Source organism: Paenibacillus uliginis N3/975 (genome assembly GCF_900177425.1).
Taxonomy (GTDB): Bacteria; Bacillota; Bacilli; order Paenibacillales; family Paenibacillaceae; genus Paenibacillus_AQ; species Paenibacillus_AQ uliginis.
This window is the reverse complement of the sequence record NZ_LT840184.1, coordinates 3,856,590-3,874,264: the sequence shown is the minus strand read 5'-3', so window position 1 is coordinate 3,874,264 and position 17,675 is coordinate 3,856,590. Positions and strand designations below refer to the sequence as shown.

Below are 17,675 nucleotides of genomic sequence, written 5' to 3'. Positions count from 1 at the left end.
GGTGCTGGCGTGGATCAATTCAATATCCGCATGGGCAATCCCGGTCATTATCGCATTTATCCCGTTATACGCCTATACGAAAAAGGTACCGGTATACGAATCATTCGTTGATGGAGCTAAGGACGGTTTCTCAACCGCAATATCGATCATTCCGCATCTGGTTGGCATGATGGTGGCCATTAGCGTTTTCCGCTCCTCCGGGGCTTTGGAATTTATGGTTGGATGGACAGCCCCTTTTTTGCAATGGCTCGGTGTTCCCCGTGAAATATTACCTTTAGGCATTTTACGTCCGCTTACAGGCACAGGATCGTTAGCCTATACGACAGAGCTGATTCGGGCATATGGCCCCGACTCTTTGGTTGGCCGGATTGCTTCCACAATCCAAGGAAGTACGGATACAACGCTGTATGTGTTGACTGTGTATTTTGGAGCGGTAGGTATCCGTAATGGGCGTTATGCTCTGAAGGTTGGATTATTTTCAGATGTGGTCGGATTTATTGCTGCTATCGCTGTATGCCTGTTTGTCTTCGGATAAACGGGCTTTTTTCTTGGCTTAAATTTCTTTCGCGAAACGTAAGCTTTGCCGTTAAAAACGGCAAAGCCGTTTACGCTTGTGTTGTTATAGGGATGAATGTCCATATCCTCAGCCCGGATGCCATCATATACTGATACATTCAGAAAGGCATAATGAGGTGATGATATGGAATTTGAAGGTTTTGTCATACACCACTCTGCTTGTGAACAGGATCATAATAAAGAGAGATGGGATTTTACTGTTCAAAGAGATGGGTCAGTCTCCGTTTCGCCTGTGCTTAAACATTCAGAGCAGATACACATTTGCCTGGAAGGTGATTTCAACCGCGATTATGATGCCATGAATATCGAGCAAAAGGTGCAGCTTTTTACTGCCTGCAAGATCATTTCGGATTTGTCCCGACTCTATTCGATTTCCCCGCTGTATTTGTTTCCGCACTCTGAAACTTGCCCTGGAGCATATTTTCCTTGGAATGCGCTTGTGATTTATCCTGTCGATGGGTATCATTAGAATGAGGTGACCTAACGAACATGGAGAGATTACAAAAAATTATGGCACAAGCAGGGATAGCATCCCGTCGCAAGTGCGAGGAATTGATTTTGCAAGGAAAGGTGCAGGTAAACGGGGAGACCGTAACCGCGCTCGGCACGAAAGCGGATCCCGATCAAGATATGATCACGGTAGCAGGCAAACCGATCAAGAATGAGAAAAAGGTTTATATCATGCTGAACAAACCAAAAGGTGTCATCACGAGCGCTTCCGATCCGGAAGGCCGCAAAATCGTGTCGGATTATCTTAAGGGCGTGAAAGAACGCGTGTATCCGATCGGGCGGCTAGACTATGATACGGAAGGCCTTTTGCTGCTTACGAACGATGGAGAATTTGCGAATTTGCTCAGCCATCCGAAGTATCATGTGCCTAAAACCTACTTGGCGACGGTCAAAGGGGTGCCACATGGTACCGAACTGGACAAGCTGCGTCAGGGAGTGATGCTGGAAGACGGTATGACGTCGCCCGCAGAGGTTGAGTATAAGGATGTTGATCCGGATAATAAACAGTCCGTCATTTCCATTACGATACATGAAGGGCGCAACCGCCAGGTACGCCGTATGTTCGAAGCGATATCACATCCGGTTATTCGTCTAAAACGGATTTCGTATGGCGACTTACTGCTGCAAAACCTGAAGCGTGGCCTATACCGTCATTTGACAGCGGACGAAATCAACACGCTGCGGCAGATGGCAAAGTCGGCCAAACCGGAAGGAAGCCAGCGAAGAAAAAGTTAAAACCTGACACATAATATTCAAATTGGAATGCAGCATTTATGACAAATATCGTTATAATTGTTCATAGGATGTTCACACCTATTGCGAACGATATGATGAATGTCATAGAAAGGATGCTGCTTCTCAAATGGGCGAATCAAAAAAAACGGTTCAAATCATCATACTGTTGGTTATTGTTCTTTTGGGTGCTTATGCTGTGGCTACCGTTGTTATGGGTAATGATGGAATTCCCAAGGAGGGCGACAAGGCTCCTAACTTTCAGTTGTTAGGACTCGATGGAAAAGTGCATACCTTGAAGGACTATGACGGCAAAGCTAAAGTCATTAACTTCTGGGGAACGTACTGTCCGCCTTGTGTGAGAGAAATGCCTGCCCTCCAGGCCCAGCGGGAAAAATGGTTGAGCGAGGGAGTCGAAGTTATAGGTATAAATGCTGGGGAAGACAAAATGACAGTGGAAAATTTTGTTAATCAAACCGGCGTGAAATTCCCCATACTGATGGATCCGAACCGTGAGGCCGTAGGGGACTATAAAGTTGGCGCTATGCCGGCAACTTATTTTGTGTCGTCTAAAGGCGTAATCGTTAACATTACGATCGGAGAGCTGGACTTGAGCACCCTTGATAAACAAATTGAACAGTTGGTGAATGCTAAATGAGCTTGGGATCAAAGCCTTTAATTACGAACACCAAATGTGAATGCGGGCATCAGAATCCGCCAGGTACTGTATTGTGCGAAGCCTGCGGAAAGCCGTTGACTGAGGAAGCGAATGCTCAACCGATTTTGGAAATGCGGTATGACGGTGTGGCGCGCCGTTCACAAAAGTCAAATCCGGGAGTCATAGACCGGGTCTGGAACTTTTTTTCGTCCGTCAAAGTTGCTATCTACTTGATTATACTGACGTTGGTCGGTTCCATGCTGGGTACAATCTATCCACAGGAAAGTTCGTTTCTGAACATTGACCCGTCTGTCTATTACAAGCAAGAATATGGACAATTGGGACATATTTATTATTTGCTTGGTCTTTCCCATACATATACGTCTTGGTGGTTTGTACTGCTGCTGGTGATGATCGGTGCTTCTCTCGTCATTTGCAGCATAGACCGGGTTTTGCCGCTTTATAAAGCACTGAGCCGGCAGAAGATACCGAAACATATGTCATTCCTTACACGTCAAAAGGTATCTTATCAGACACAGGTGCCTGGAGACGGAGCGGAATGGGTAGAGCGCATTAAGCCTCATATCCGCAAAAGAGGGTACCGTGTCCGTACCGACGGAGGGACATTGCTGGCGGAGAAGCAGCGTTTCAGCCGCTGGGGGCCGTACGTTCTTCATATCGGTCTAATTGTATTTCTTCTGGCTGTGCTTGCAAGAGGCTTGCCTGGAATGCATATGGACCTCCATATCGGGTTTCCTGAAGGCGAAGCGAAAAAAATTCCGGATACGAGCTATTATTTGAAAAATGATGATTTCTCCGTCGAATTTTATACAGAAGACGATATGCCTGATGAGTTCAAAGGGAAGGGCAAAGTGTTACCTAAGGAATTTGAAACGAAGGCCATTCTTTATATGTGTGAAACCGACTGTGATGATCTTACTAAAGAGCCTCAGCTGAAAGAAGTCGCCCGTCACACGATTCATGTAAACGATCCACTGAATTATAACGGACTCAAGGCATACCAGTTTGACTATGACTTGACTCCGGTTCTTCGCTCCGTATCTCCAGTGCTTGTAAATACGAAGACGGGTGAAGAGTATGGCAAGTTTAATCTGAACATTAGAGATCCGGAGCGAGAATATAAGGTTGGACCGTATACACTCAAGCTAAAATACAAATATTCGGACTTCGGCTTGAATGACAAAGGTGAGCCTGCAAATTTGTCATCCAATCCGAATGCCCCGGCGTTTTTGTTCCAGATTCATGGACCTGATCTGCCAGAGAGCGGAATTCAGTATTTTTACTTCCCGAAACAAATAGATAAAGAACGTTTCCAACAAGATGCGCTTAATACCCAGTTAGCTGGAGGAACGATGCCTCTCAACATGGATGTGAAAAGTATGGAGGATGTTGATTTATCCGAATCCATCACCTACTTGAACGTCCGTATTGACAGAGTGATGCCGTTTATTTGGATTGGAGCCGCAATAGGCATGCTAGGTCTGATCATGGGCTTCTATTTTCAGCATCGCCGGATATGGCTGCGTATCGATAACGGAGTACTGACCTTGGGAGCGCATACGAATAAGAACTGGTTCGTACTGCGTCGGGAAATATCGGCAGTACTCAAGCAAATGGACATCGAAGTGGATGAGAAGTCATTGGAGAATAACAGGGGGAGTAAACCATGAGTCTAGTGGATTTTAGCAGCGACGCTTTTATTGTTGCGTTTTTACTTTATTGTTTGTCGTTTACTTTTTACGGCATGGCCGTATTGGGAAAGCGTTTTAGAAAAAGAGATCCGGAGGCCCACGTAACGAAATGGGGTAAGATTGCGTTCGTTACAGCTACCATAGGCCTGATTTGTCATCTGGTTTACTTCTTTACCCGTTGGGCGGGATCAGGTCATGTACCTGTGAGTAACATGTATGAATTCATGACGTTCCTATCGATGGCGATCATGATTGCATTTCTGGTATTGTATTTTCTTTATAAAAAATCGATGCTCGGTTTGTTTGCACTGCCCCTTGCCATTCTGATTATGGCATATGCTGCCGTGTTTCCGCAGGAAGTGCAGCCGCTTATTCCTTCTTTGCAATCCTATTGGCTGGGCATTCATGTTACTTTGGCTGCGCTCGGTGATGCATTCTTCGCTGTAGGTTTTGTGGCGGGTTTAATGTATCTGCTAAGAACAGTCAATTTTAACGAAAAGGACAAACAATCACGCCGAGAACAGCGTTGGCTTGAATTGTGCATGTTTGCCATTGTTGTTCTACTTGGCTTTATCGTATCGGTATACAGCTTCCGGGCTGCAGGTTATCATGCTGAGTTTAACCAGACAAATATTGACCCTGCGACAGAAACTAGTACAATAGTAAAAGTGGATTATGATATGCCCCCATTGGTTGCACCTTACAACAGTGAGACGATTAGCATGCAGCCATTCCTTGGGATGAAATCCCCGCTGTTTGAAGCACCTTCTTGGATGCACGGCATCAATGCTGGTCGTAAGTTTAATACTGTAGTGTGGTCGGTAGTTAGCGGCATTATCTTATACGGGCTGATAAGACTTGTTATTCGCAGACCCATTGCCAAGGTTATTCAACCGGTATTGAACAGGCTGGATCCGGATGATCTGGACGAAATCAGTTACCGTGCCATCGCAATCGGTTTCCCAATCTTTACTCTCGGCGGTCTTATATTTGCAATGATTTGGGCTGAAGTCGCGTGGGGACGTTTTTGGGGCTGGGACCCGAAAGAGGTATGGGCTCTCATTACATGGCTCTTCTACAGTGTATATTTGCACCTGCGTCTCTCCAAAGGCTGGCAGGGAAAGAAATCTTCGTGGCTTACCGTAATCGGCTTTATAGTTGTTATGTTTACACTGGTTGGCGTCAATTTGATTATTGCTGGCCTCCATTCCTATGCCGGAACGGATTAATATGTTAATGTAATACAGATTGTGATAATAATTCAGAAGGGTCCTCGATTGAGATGGATGAGGACCGTTCTGATTTTCCCTATGATGATGAAGGAGTTGTTACCGATGACAGAGCATGGAAATCGCATCTTGGTGGTAGACGATGAAGAACGCATTAGGCGCTTGCTGAAAATGTATCTTGAAAAAGAAGGATATGAAATCGATGAAGCTGAGGACGGAGAAACAGCTCTTCGGAAGGCGACCAACGAAGATTACGGTCTGATTCTGCTGGATATTATGCTACCAGGCATAGACGGTGTTGAGGTATGTTCTCGTCTGCGCCAGGTGAAATCCACCCCGATTCTGATGCTGACGGCAAAAGGCGAAGAAATCAATCGTGTTCAGGGCTTTGAAGTTGGAGCAGACGACTATGTTGTGAAACCATTCAGCCCTCGAGAGGTTATTTATCGGGTTAAAGCGATTTTGCGCCGTTCATCAGCGACAGCTTATTTGTCAAAAGAAACAAACCCAAGCAACAGCATCGTATTTCCTCATCTTGTAATTGAGCATGATGCCCACCGTGTTACAGCCGGGGGACAGGAAATTAGTTTGACACCGAAAGAATATGAATTATTACATTATTTGGCTTCTTCACCGGATAAGGTGTTTTCTCGTGAAGAATTGCTAAAGGATGTTTGGAATTATGAATTTTTTGGAGATCTCCGTACAGTGGACACTCACGTCAAGCGTCTGCGCGAGAAGCTTAACAAGGTATCAGCAGAAGCTGCAGCGATGATTACGACAGTATGGGGAGTAGGTTACAAACTGGAGGTTCCCAAGTAAGTGAACTTCTGGAGATCACTCGTCGGCAAGCTGTGGATTACGATTACATGTCTTGTTGCCTGTGTCCTGCTGACACTAGGACTGTTTCTGCTTCCTTATATTGATACCGTATTTACAAATTCCGAAGATATTAAAAGGTTATTTACGTATGCGTCGATTATCGGTTTTTCGATGACGACCTTCTTTGGGTTGTTTCTTCTTACTAAGATTACACAGCCGATGCAGAAGCTGATTCAGGCAGCCAATGCGATCCGTAAGGGTAAGTATGGAACGCGGCTGGATCTTGTCACCAGTGATGAGATTGGCGAACTGGCCAACACCTTCAATCACATGGCCGCTGAATTGGAAACAACGATTCGGAGTCTGAACCATGAAAAGGAGCATTTGGCTAGTGTGCTGCGCAGTATGAGTGATGCAGTGATTACTTTTGATAATAATGGTGATGTTATTTTGGTGAATCCGCCCGGTCAGGATATCATGAAAACCTGGCAGGGTCTGCAATGGGATGAAGACCTAGAAGGGGGCGGATGGGCTGCTGATGTCATGCCTGAGCCGCTTAGCGCTTTGTTCTACAAAACCATGCAAGAAGGCAAAGACCAAAGTACAGACCTGCATGTAAAGCAAGGAGTTTGGGAAGCCCACATGGCACCTCTTTACTCGGATGATGTGATTCGTGGTGCTGTTGTAGTTCTGCGCAATATCACAGAGCAGGTGAAGCTGGAGAAGATGCGTACCGACTTTATCGCGAACGTCTCCCATGAAATCCGTACTCCGCTGTCGATGATGCAGGGTTACAGTGAAGCGCTCCTGGACGGTATGGCGACTTCTCCGGAGGAAAGTGAAGAACTGATTCAGGTTATTCATGAAGAGTCGCTTCGTATGGGAAGGTTAGTAAAAGACCTGCTGGATCTAACGAGAATGGAGGCTGGTCATTCGGAGCTGCTCTGTCGCCAAATGGATGCCGGTGATCTATGTGAGCGAGTGTACCGGAAATTTGCGGTTCGGGCAAAAGAGCGGGGTATCGAGTTGCGTTTAGACAAATTGCACCCTGATCTGACTTTAGATTCTGCGGATGAAGACAAGCTGGAACAAGTGTTGACGAATCTGTTGGATAACGCTTTCCGTCACACACCTGAAGGAAAGGTTATCCGTATTACAGCAGACCGCGTGCATCTGCAGTCCGGCGTTGCTCTCAAAATCGTAATTTCCGATCAGGGGGTAGGGATACCTTCGGAAGATGTTCCGTTTGTGTTTGACCGGTTTTATAAAGCAGATAAAGCCCGTGTACGTGGAGAATCTGTAGGCACTGGAATCGGACTTGCTATTGTAAAAAATATTGTAGAATCGCATAAAGGTGCGATATCCGTCAACAGTGTGGTTGGAGAAGGGACTGAATTTACCCTCTTTATTCCGGCGGAATTGGTAAAATAACATCAATTATTTACAAAAAACAAAAAACACTCTCGAATACGAGGGTGTTTTTTGTTGAACGATAAACATTAATCTTGTTCTACGTGGAACAAAGGACACACTTTGGGACTTGATGGAATAATCATATTAAAGCCCCCGTTACAGGTAATTAGCTGGTGCTAGTACCTGATCCCGGGGGCTTTGCAGTTCATTAAGGAAGTACGATTTCTTGTGCGGTATTCAGATCGTGAAGCCCAGTAAGCTTTACAAGCACGTCCTTCGGCACATCTTTATCTACAGTGAGGAACATGATAGCTTCCCCGCCAATCACTTTACGGCCAACCTGCATGGATGCGATATTGACATTATTCTCACCCAAGAGAGTACCAACTCGTCCGATAATGCCTGGTTTATCATTGTGGGAGATCAAGATTTGATGCCCCTCTGGTGCAATGTCAACCGGGAATTTATCCAGACGTACGATACGTTCGCCGTAACCGTGTAGCAGTGTTCCAGCAACCAGGCGCTCGCCACCGTTTTGCGTTTTCAATGTAACAGTGACCAGGTTGGTGAAACCTTTGGTTTTTGGTGTTTGAGATACGACAACATGCAGATCACGGTTCTTGGCAAGGTGCATTGCATTCACGATATTCACTTCACTGCCGAGATGGCGTTCAAGTACGCCTTTTACAATGTAGCGGGTCAGTGCCTGATTATCCACTTCGGCAAGTTCACCAGCATAGTCCACATGTATTTCATTAACCGCATGTGCAGTAATTTGAGCAGCAAAACTGCCAAGCTTTTCCCCGAGTGGGAAGTAAGGTTGCAACTTGCTCATTACACTGGCTGCTACGAGAGGGAAGTTGACAGCATTTTTAAATGGCTCGTTCCGCAAGATATTCAGCACCTGTTCGGATACATCGATAGCCACGTTCTCTTGGGCTTCGACCGTGGACGCACCCAAATGAGGAGTGACAATGACTTTAGGATGTTTCAGGAACGGATGATCCTCTTGAGGAGGCTCTTGTTCGAACACATCAAATGCAGCACCAGCTACAATGCCTTCATCAATGGCTTCCACGAGCGCCAGCTCGTCAATGATTCCACCACGTGCACAGTTCACGATACGCATTCCTGGTTTCATGACTTCAAACTGCGGTCTTGCAATCATGTGTCTTGTTTCTGGAGTAAGTGGCGTATGGACGGTAATGAAATCCGCATTGCGGATAATGGCGTCAACGGATGCTAGTTTTACCTCCAATTTATCTGCACGCTCTTCAGTCAGAAACGGATCAAATGCAAGAATATTCATACCGAAAGCTTTGGCTCGTTTGGCAACCTCACTGCCGATACGTCCCATTCCCATTACACCGAGGGTCTTGTTACGAAGCTCTACCCCTAAGAATGATTTACGGTCCCATGTGCCGGATACAGTCTTGGCATAAGCCTGCGGAATATGACGGGCTAAAGCAATCATCATAGCGAAAGTATGTTCAGCTGTGGTGATCGTGTTGCCGTCAGGTGCATTGATGACTACAATACCGCGCTTGGTGGCAGCTTCCAAATCGATGTTATCCACCCCGACGCCGGCACGGCCTACTACTTTAAGTTTAGTGCCTGCATTCATAATTCGTTCTGTGACACGAGTCTGGCTTCTGACTAGAAGTCCGTCATACTCACCGATGATGGCAGTGAGCTCATCTTCCGTGAGCCCTGTTTTTTTGTCTACCTGCACATCGGGTGCATCCATCAGCTGCTGGATACCTAAGTCGCTAATCGGATCCGATACCAATACTTTAAACATGGTTTCTCTTCCTCCTCAGTACTCTCTAATGTAATGTGCTGCTAAATATGAATAAGGATTCCGCAAAGTGCGTATATCCGTTAAACCTAGGCTCATGCGACGCGGTGATGCAGCAAAGAAAAAAGTCCATAAAAAAACTCTCGATCCGCATACTACCTCCGTAGTAAGGGACGAGAATTATTCGTGGTACCACCCTTATTCACTGCCATAACAGGCAGCCTCAAACGGCCTTTCCAGGCCATGATTGGTAACGGATATCATCCGATTACGCCTACTGAAATTCAGCGAAATATCTCAGGATCGCTCAAGCACACTTTACGTCGCCGATTTGCACCTACCATCGGCTCTCTGGAGACGTATGAAGCGTCTTTTTTCCATCATCGGTTTTAGTCGATTAATTTTTCATAATGTATCATGTGTCTTAAATCGTGTCAATAGGTATTTATGAATGCAACGAAAGGTATGATAAGTGTCCCTGAAAGGCTCGCGCCTTGTAATACGGGCGTTTTATTTGCTATGATGCTTATGCCCACCTAATTTTCGACTGCTCAATATATCTCGTATTTTCGACACACAGAACTCTTTGTTATTAATTATTTAAACAACAATAAAGATAGGCAGGCTATCATGAAAAAATTCAAAATCAAAATCAAAAAAATTGAGCCGCATCAATTAAACGACCGGCTGCTGCTGATTAATTTATATTTAACTCAGGGGTTAACACTTATAGTCGGCTTAATCTGGATATTGTTTCAGAACCGGAATCCTTTTCAATTGCTTGCTCTGCCTTCAAACGGTCTGTTTGCCCTGTGGGGTCTGGGACTTGCATTGTCGATGTTTCTGATCGATATGATTCTGTCCAGAATTGTGCCGGAAAACAGCATGGATGACGGCGGAATTAATGAAATGCTGTTTAGAAAAAGGCCAGTGTGGCATATCGTAATCATTGCTTTTATAGTATCTGTGTGTGAAGAGCTTCTGTTCCGAGGAGCGATTCAACACGCTTTTGGTCCTTACTGGACCAGTATTTTGTTTGCTCTCATACATGTACGTTACTTAAAACACTGGATTCCGACAGGTTGGGTGTTTTTGAGCAGTTATGGGCTAGGGTATATTTATATCGAATCAGGCACACTTTGGGCACCGATTATTTGTCATTTTGCCATTGATTTAATATCAGGAATGGTGATTCGTTTTCGGAGGAAAGAAGATAATGAACGAGCTTAGCAGAATGGAACGACATCAGAGCCGACACAAAGGCCGGAAAAAAAATAAAGCGGCTGCTTATGAAGATACAGTAGGGCGTTTACAGGAAGATAAGGAATACGATACTTCTTCCTTATCAAGATCCCGGCATAAACCGGGAATGGAACATGCCCCCAACGCTTCCGAAGGAGGCGAGAAAATAGAGGGGCTGAGCAGAACAAATACATACCCATCACATCGGGTTAGAATGAGCAAGTGGTTTGTCAATACCCTAATTGTACTTTTTATCCTATTGATGGCCGGTCTGCTCATCTGGGGGCTAATCGGTGCACCGCCGCTGGAGGAAATACTTTGATTGTATGGTTAAGTATAGTAGCAGGGGCTATTGCCCTTGGTACGTTTGGCTGGATGAGCATAGAAGCTTACGGTTACAGAGTGCGGAAAGAAACCGTGGAATCAGATATGCTTCCCGCCTCATTCCAAGACTATCGGATTTTGTTTATGTCCGATATTCACCGTCGAAAGCTTTCAGCGAAGAGGCTTCAAACACTGAATTTAAAACCTGACTGCATCTTACTAGGCGGAGATATTACGGAGAAGGGTGTTCCTTGGAATCGATTTCGCCATAATCTGAAAGTTCTGTCTCGGATAGCGCCTGTTTATGCGGTTCTCGGTAATCATGATCTAAAGGCAGGAAGGCAGTCCATCGAAGAGCTGCTGAATGATACCGGTACCTGTTTATTGAAAGATAGGACCCTGATACTGGATAAAAATGGTGAATCGATCGCATTGAGCGGTATAATGCAACCTGCAACACGTAAACATCCCTATAGCTCGTTTAAGGGGTGTCCGAAAAAAGGACAGTATCATATCATATTGGTCCATGATCCAATCTGGATTCAAGAAAAGACAAATATTTCTGCCAACTTGATCTTATCCGGACACACTCATGGCGGACAAATCATTCTTCCGCTGCTGGGAGCTGTGCGTCTGGAAGGGTTTTATAAGAAGTACAGTGCAGATTGGTACAATCTTCCTCATAAAGCTTCTTCGCTTCATTCCAATGTACAGTTGCTGATTAGCCGGGGATTTGGCACTTCTCATATTCCTTTTCGTTTAGGATGTCCGTCCGAATTTCATCTTATCACTCTGCAAAAAAAGCCTTGATCCTATGTGGGAGGATTCAAGGCTTTTTTTTATATAGACCGTCCGTATGAGATTATCTCATCTTCGGCTCAATGTTTCGTGGATCCACGAAGCTATAGCCTTTCTTTTCCAGCTTGGTTAGAAGGGTATCCAGTGCTTCTACGGTCCAAGGAAGCTCATGCATGAGAATATTGCTTCCGGGATGAAGCTGTTCCATAACGTTATTAATGACCGCATCAGGGTTGTTTTTGCTTTTACTTTCCCAGTCCAGGGAGCCGTTAGACCAGGTCATGAAGAGCAGATTATTATCTCTTGCGATATTTTTGACATCATCTCCACCGGAGCCGAATGGAGGTCGGAAAAATTTCGGTTTCTCTCCGATGGTCTTCATGACGATTTTTTGTACATCCTCAATTTGTTTTTTGGTTTCCTGAAAATTCTGCTTTCTCAGATCGATATGGTCCCAACTATGATTGCCGATAATCTGACCCCGGTCATGTATCAGCTTCAAAAGCTCAGGATTTTGTTTTACACGATAGCCATTGACGAAAAAGATGGCTTTAGCATCATGCTTATCCAGAGTATCGATAAGATTATTAATCATCGTTTTATCCTTAGGTCCATCATCGAAAGTCAACAGAACAACCTTTTTCTCGGTTACCTCGTCATTAGGCACAATATTGTATATCTTGTTCATGTGATATTGAGGTTGTACAGGTGATTGCTCCTTCGGTTTCGTCTGATTTTTATCAGTCTCAGCTTCATTTTTGTCCGTTGGATCTGTTGTAGTTGCCTCGTTAGGGTTCGGATCTTTGTTCGGTGCCTCGACAGTATTCTGACTTTCATTCGGTGTCTCGTTACTTTGGTTCATTGTCGATTCGTCGCCGGCAGTTATCTTGGGAGGTTGATGATGATTTTCTTCTTTTGATCCACAAGCGCTAAGCAATAAGCTGGCTGCAAGTAGCAGCGCCGTTGTCTTTTTAACCATGATTCCATCTCACTTTCCTGTATTTATGCCGCATGAGTTTTTACCAATCCGTGAACACTAGTCATGAGTTTATCATAGAAGGAGGTAATATTTGTGAAGACTTCGTCATTTCTATACGGAGCTATTCTCGGTGCTGCAGCTTACCGTATGATCTCCCGTAATCGCAATATGTCATTCGCCTCAATGTTAAAGGGAGTAAATCTTAGTAATCTGGCTGGTAATGCGAAAGACAAGATGATGAATTGTAATTCAAATCAGGGCAGTGGACGCCAAGAAAGCGTGCGTCCCAGTTCAGGCGGATCTGATTCATCCAGTTATTCCTCGGGAAATCAGCATGGGGTACAGGCATCGACTAATTCGAAGGCAGCCAACCTGAAGCAGGTCAAAGACTTCATCCGTAGTAATCCTGACATTAAGCATGAAGTTGAACAAATTCTTAAAGAAACACATACGGTCATACCGGGTTTGTAAACAATACGGTCGAATTCGAATCATTCCGGGGAATGTGTGGTCCCTTGGAATGATTCTTTTTTTACAGGTACATATTTACGTGCATTTGTGGATATTAAATGATAAAATCAAAAGTATAAAACCATTTTTAGCACGTCATTATCCAAAAATCATAAGTTGTTATAACTTTTTGTTTCACAGAGGAGGATCCTGTCATGAAAATAGAGCGCTTGAGTCAAGATAAGATACGGATTTTCCTCACGTTTGACGATCTGAGTGAGCGTGGGATCCAGAAGGAAGAAATGTGGCAGGAAATACCCAAAGTGTATGACCTGTTTACTGAAATGATGGATCAAGCATACAGTGAGCTCGGATTTGATGCCACGGGCCCATTAGCCGTTGAAGTGTTTGCTCTGCCGGCTCAAGGGATGGTGGTTATTGTAACGAGAGGAAAGTACGATCACCATTTTGGCGGCTTGTCGGAAGATGAAATGCCTGATGAGATTTATGAAATGGAAGTAACTTTGGAACAAAGCGGCAGCATCATATATGCTTTTAGCGATTTCGAGGTGCTTATTGAAGCCGCCCATATGTTGAAGGATTTAGTCGACGGGGCTGGCACGCTCTATCACTATTTGGATAAATGGTTTTTATGGATGGATCCTGAGCAGTTAAACAGTGAGAAACAGGCTGCAATTATCGCTTTGTTGGCCGAATTCGGGAATTCATCTCCGGTAACAGAAGCTGTGTTGGAGGAATATGGAAAAGCCGTTATGCCTCAGCAAGCGGTACAAACGATCTGCAACCATTTTCCGCGCAGCAAATAATGCAATGTGGGCATGCGAGACGGCCGGACTACAGGCCCGCAACTAACGGAGGGGAAATTCGGTGCTGGTGTTCTCGATCATAGCGTCTGCTTTGGCGCCGGGTCTCGCCTTGCTCACATATTTTTACCTGAAGGATAGGTATGATCAGGAACCGCTGCATATCGTCGTTAAGATATTTTTGCTCGGGTTTCTAATCGTATTTCCCGTTATGATATTACAGCGGGGAATGATATTATGGTTTGGCGATAGCCCGGTGGTCAATTCTCTGATCATTTCAGCGGGTGTGGAAGAGTTATTGAAATGGTTTGTGTTATATCATCTTATTTTTAACCATATAGAGTTTGATGAACCGTACGACGGCATTCTGTATGCGACAGCTATTTCATTGGGTTTTGCTACAGTGGAGAACGTCATGTATGCGTGGTACAGTCAGGCTGCTTTCGGTCCAATGATGATCCGTGCTTTGCTGCCGGTGTCAGGACATGCAATGTTTGGTGTCATAATGGGGTATTACATTGGACACGCAAAGTTCACCGATGGAAAGTCAAGCAGGGGCTTTCTGCTTCTTTCCCTGCTGCTACCTTGGATGTGGCATGGACTTTACGACTTAATCCTCAGTATGATGACTCATTACTGGTTATGGTTTATTATTCCATTAATGGTTCTTCTGTGGTACGGAGGTATGGGTAAAATATCACGGGCGAATAACCGATCACCTTTCCGCATTATTAAGCGGGATGAAGAGGTTAAAACCTAACAATTAAGGACACACTTCATCGTATGGCCTCCGGCTGGTGAGCCGGGGAATGGACGATGGAGGTGTCTTTTTTGTTGCGTGTTAAAGTGAAAATTCGCTGCAAAGAGTGTGGAGAGAGATTTGTACTGAGGGGTAGGAAAGAGCATGGACGTATCGAGACGGGATTTAAACAATGCTTGTGCAATAATAAGAATCGGTTTGAGATCGAGGAAGATTTCTGAATTCGTAAGATTTATGTTTTATAGATAATGCATAAGACTTCTTACTTCTAGTCAAACTAACGGCAGTGAATAGAAGAAAGGAGACTTTAGCCACATGTATAAAAGAATAAGTGCCGTATTATTCCCTGTAGTTACAATTCTGCTTATCGGCTCACTAATGTGGGGGAACCAGGTTAAGGGAGAACGTGATGCCATTGCGATTAATGCAGAGAACCAATATCAGCGGGCTTTCCATGATCTGTCTTTTCATATGGATCGTATTCATTCGGAAATCGGTAACACGTTGGCGGTTAACTCAGCGTCTCAGGGAATGCACCGTAAAGGGCTGATGAACGTATGGCGCATTACTAGTGAAGCTCAGAGCGAGATCAGCCAGCTGCCTCTTACGATGCTGCCATTCAGCAAGACGGAGGAGTTTCTATCCAGAATCGCGAACTTCTCTTACAAAACGGGTGTCCGTGACATGACAAAAGAACCGCTTTCCGAGAATGAGGTAAAGACGTTAAAGACGCTTTACACTAATTCCGGTGAAATTACAAAGGATCTTCAGAAAGTGCAGAATTCCGTCATCGCGAATAATCTGCGTTGGCTGGACGTTGACACCGCCTTGTCAAAACAAAAGGAACATGCGAACAATACCATTATTGACGGGTTCAAAAGCGTTAACAAAAAGGTGGAAACATACCCTGAGCTTGATTGGGGTCCATCCGTAAGCAGTATGTATCAACAACGTTCGGTGAAAATGCTCTCTGGAATGCCTGTGACGGAGGAGGATATTACTCGAAAAGCACTTAAGTTTGCTGATGCAGGTAATAACGCGAGCTGTCAGGTAACCGAAAACGGTAAAGGAACGGATTGGGAGTCCTATACCGCAAAAGTACAATCTCCTAATGGGAAACCGCTGAGTATGGATTTCACGCGTAATGGCGGTCTGCTCACTTCCTATACAGACGAGCGCGAGGTTGGAGCGAAGAAAGTTTCAGTTGAGGATGCCATGAACAAGGCTGATCAATTTCTTGCAAATAAAGGATACCGAAATATGAAGGCAGTCTCCGCCGACCCTTACGATAATCTGGTGAACTTCACTTTTGTTCGTGAACAGGATGGAGTGCTAATTTATCCGGAAAAAATGACAGTTAGATCTGCTTTGGATAATGGCGAAGTTATCGGTTTTCAAGCAAGTGATTTCGTCTATGAACATAAAGATAACCGAGAAATACCAGAAGCAAAGATAGATCTTGCTGAAGCCAGAAAGACATTGAATACAGATTTCAAAGAGCTTTACAACCGCAAAGCTCTGATCAAAAATGATCGGAACGAAGATACACTTTGCTATGAGTTTGGCGGAAGGATTAACGGATCTCAATATCGATTGTATATAAATGCGGATACCGGATTGGAAGAAACGGTGGAAGTTGTTAAAGATGCACAAGCTGGCATAAGTTAAATGGAGTGAACAGAATCAGGCCATCCGAGAATTATTCTTGGTGGCCTGTTTGGTGTTTGGTTCGACCCCTTAAATTAAGAATTTATTCTTCACCACCAATCGCACATGTTATAATAAATTTAGTTGATATTATCTAGGTAGAAGGTGAAAGGTTTGTATCCTAAAGTTAATGAAGTGCTGTACATTCAGATTGATACCGGGGACGAGAAAGAAGCCAGTCATGTGTACAAATCGAGAATTTCTGAAATTCATGATGACTTTATTTATATGGAGGTCCCATTACAGGAGAGTACAGGCCGTTTGAAAAAATTGTACATGGGGGACGAGTTGTCCATATACTTCTTGACTGAAGGTGGAGTGAAGAACTTTTTCAACTCCTATGTATTGGGTTTTCATGAGGATGTAATTCGTATGGTGCGAATCCGAAAACCTGATCCGGAAGAAATCACGAAAATTCAAAGACGCAGTTTCCTGCGGGTCCAGGCTGAGCTGGAGATTGCTGTTAGTTACAAGGGCGGCAGACGTTTTTTATCCAATACCGAGGACGTTGGCGGTGGAGGCGTTTCGTTTTATGCCGAATCTGATCAAAAGCTTAGAGAGGGCGAATTGTTATCCTGTTGGCTGCTTGTCCCGTACAAGAACGGTTCTTTGGAGCATGTGCCATTTGAAAGTGAAGTGGTTAGGGTGAAAAAACTTCCGAATACAAGAAGCCTGATTATGCTCAAGTTTAACAGTATTGTAGATATGGAAAGGCAGAAGCTAATACGCTTTTGCTTTGAAAGACAGTTTGATTTTAGAAATCGCTAGAATAAATTAGAACCCGTAGCGGCACGCTAACCTGAAAAAGGTAAAGGTGGTGCCCAATATGACGGGTCCTGACGATAAAAATTTCAGCACAGGAGAAGAACTTTTTAATTACGCGAACTATCTGGGTCAACTGGTGCTGAAGAGTCTTCCCTTGCTGGGAATCATGGTGCTGATCGTCCAGCTTCTGCTGCATATTGACTCTGTCAGACCGTTTCTATCCTCCGTGTATCGAATGGAAGGAGTACCGGTCGACACCCAAAATGTAAAGGATTGGATGGATGAAAAAAAGCCTTCTTTTTTGCATCACTCTAGTTAGTGTGGTATAATTTTCACGTCGCAGGCAATGCCTGCTTTTTTCTTGAGGCTCATGTTT

At 44.5% G+C, this 17,675-nt stretch carries 19 protein-coding genes and 1 other annotated feature; of the genes, 17 read left to right on the top strand and 2 right to left on the bottom strand.

Features of this window, described 5'->3' with window-relative positions; genetic code table 11:
• Position 1: 1 nt before the first annotated feature.
• The 8 genes from B9N86_RS18345 (at position 2) to B9N86_RS18310 (ending at position 7,670) form a co-directional block, all read left to right on the top strand.
• The gene (locus B9N86_RS18345) at positions 2-535 is read left to right on the top strand and encodes a spore maturation protein (RefSeq protein ID WP_280174940.1); all 534 of its coding nucleotides are present in this window, start codon (positions 2-4) and stop codon (positions 533-535) included.
• 165 nt (positions 536-700) lie between these two features.
• Positions 701-1,045 (top strand): peptidoglycan recognition protein family protein, encoded by a 345-nt coding sequence (locus B9N86_RS18340; RefSeq protein WP_208914583.1) that lies wholly within the window; start codon positions 701-703, stop codon positions 1,043-1,045.
• A 20-nt stretch (positions 1,046-1,065) separates the two neighbouring features.
• Positions 1,066-1,821, top strand: coding sequence for a pseudouridine synthase (locus tag B9N86_RS18335; protein ID WP_208914582.1), 756 nt, complete (start codon positions 1,066-1,068; stop codon positions 1,819-1,821).
• Positions 1,822-1,948: 127 nt separating this feature from the next.
• Positions 1,949-2,476, top strand: coding sequence for a redoxin domain-containing protein (locus B9N86_RS18330; RefSeq protein WP_208914581.1), 528 nt, complete (start codon positions 1,949-1,951; stop codon positions 2,474-2,476).
• Positions 2,473-4,167, top strand: coding sequence for a cytochrome c biogenesis protein ResB (locus B9N86_RS18325; RefSeq protein WP_208914580.1), 1,695 nt, complete (start codon positions 2,473-2,475; stop codon positions 4,165-4,167). Before B9N86_RS18330 ends, B9N86_RS18325 begins: the two co-directional genes overlap by 4 nt.
• On the top strand, positions 4,164-5,417 hold the full coding sequence (gene ccsB / locus B9N86_RS18320) for a c-type cytochrome biogenesis protein CcsB (RefSeq protein ID WP_208914579.1): 1,254 nt from the start codon (positions 4,164-4,166) through the stop codon (positions 5,415-5,417). The genes B9N86_RS18325 and ccsB overlap by 4 nt, the downstream gene beginning before the upstream one ends.
• 105 nt (positions 5,418-5,522) lie before the next feature.
• Complete coding sequence (locus tag B9N86_RS18315; protein WP_208914578.1) at positions 5,523-6,239, top strand: response regulator transcription factor; 717 nt, start codon at positions 5,523-5,525, stop codon at positions 6,237-6,239.
• On the top strand, positions 6,240-7,670 hold the full coding sequence (locus B9N86_RS18310) for an ATP-binding protein (protein ID WP_208914577.1): 1,431 nt from the start codon (positions 6,240-6,242) through the stop codon (positions 7,668-7,670).
• Positions 7,671-7,860: 190 nt separating this feature from the next.
• Here B9N86_RS18310 and serA read toward each other — a convergent pair whose 3' ends face one another.
• Positions 7,861-9,453 carry a phosphoglycerate dehydrogenase gene (serA, locus tag B9N86_RS18305; RefSeq protein ID WP_208914576.1) on the bottom strand — a complete coding sequence of 531 codons (1,593 nt, stop codon included), beginning with the start codon at positions 9,451-9,453 and terminating at the stop codon, positions 7,861-7,863.
• Positions 9,454-9,616: 163 nt separating this feature from the next.
• Positions 9,617-9,843, bottom strand: a binding site (T-box leader).
• 237 nt (positions 9,844-10,080) lie between these two features.
• Here serA and B9N86_RS18300 point away from each other — a divergent pair.
• The 3 genes from B9N86_RS18300 to B9N86_RS18290 are packed head-to-tail and all read left to right on the top strand — an operon-like array spanning position 10,081 to position 11,826.
• A complete protein-coding gene (locus tag B9N86_RS18300; RefSeq protein ID WP_208914575.1) occupies positions 10,081-10,680 on the top strand; it encodes a CPBP family intramembrane glutamic endopeptidase in 600 nt (199 codons plus the stop codon).
• Positions 10,667-11,014: a hypothetical protein gene (locus B9N86_RS18295; RefSeq protein ID WP_208914574.1), complete on the top strand. Its 348-nt coding sequence runs from the start codon at positions 10,667-10,669 to the stop codon at positions 11,012-11,014. Before B9N86_RS18300 ends, B9N86_RS18295 begins: the two co-directional genes overlap by 14 nt.
• Positions 11,011-11,826, top strand: coding sequence for a metallophosphoesterase (locus B9N86_RS18290; protein WP_244562750.1), 816 nt, complete (start codon positions 11,011-11,013; stop codon positions 11,824-11,826). The genes B9N86_RS18295 and B9N86_RS18290 overlap by 4 nt, the downstream gene beginning before the upstream one ends.
• Positions 11,827-11,878: 52 nt before the next feature.
• Here B9N86_RS18290 and B9N86_RS18285 read toward each other — a convergent pair whose 3' ends face one another.
• Positions 11,879-12,793 (bottom strand): polysaccharide deacetylase family protein, encoded by a 915-nt coding sequence (locus B9N86_RS18285; RefSeq protein WP_208914573.1) that lies wholly within the window; start codon positions 12,791-12,793, stop codon positions 11,879-11,881.
• Positions 12,794-12,886: 93 nt separating this feature from the next.
• On the opposite strand from B9N86_RS18285, the gene B9N86_RS18280 reads away from it, so the two are divergent.
• The 6 genes from B9N86_RS18280 (at position 12,887) to B9N86_RS18255 (ending at position 17,618) form a co-directional block, all read left to right on the top strand.
• Entirely contained in the window at positions 12,887-13,264 is a 378-nt protein-coding gene (locus B9N86_RS18280; protein ID WP_208914572.1) for a hypothetical protein, read from the top strand.
• 194 nt (positions 13,265-13,458) lie between these two features.
• Positions 13,459-14,070 (top strand): genetic competence negative regulator, encoded by a 612-nt coding sequence (locus B9N86_RS18275; protein WP_208914571.1) that lies wholly within the window; start codon positions 13,459-13,461, stop codon positions 14,068-14,070.
• A 61-nt stretch (positions 14,071-14,131) separates the two neighbouring features.
• Positions 14,132-14,827, top strand: a complete 696-nt coding sequence (gene prsW, locus B9N86_RS18270) for a glutamic-type intramembrane protease PrsW (RefSeq protein WP_208914570.1) — start codon at positions 14,132-14,134, stop codon at positions 14,825-14,827.
• Between the two features lie 315 nt (positions 14,828-15,142).
• A complete protein-coding gene (ypeB, locus tag B9N86_RS18265) occupies positions 15,143-16,495 on the top strand; it encodes a germination protein YpeB (RefSeq protein WP_208914569.1) in 1,353 nt (450 codons plus the stop codon).
• A gap of 153 nt (positions 16,496-16,648) precedes the next feature.
• Positions 16,649-17,302, top strand: a complete 654-nt coding sequence (locus B9N86_RS18260) for a flagellar brake protein (RefSeq protein WP_208914568.1) — start codon at positions 16,649-16,651, stop codon at positions 17,300-17,302.
• Between the two features lie 58 nt (positions 17,303-17,360).
• Entirely contained in the window at positions 17,361-17,618 is a 258-nt protein-coding gene (locus tag B9N86_RS18255) for a hypothetical protein (RefSeq protein ID WP_244562749.1), read from the top strand.
• Positions 17,619-17,675: the final 57 nt, after the last annotated feature.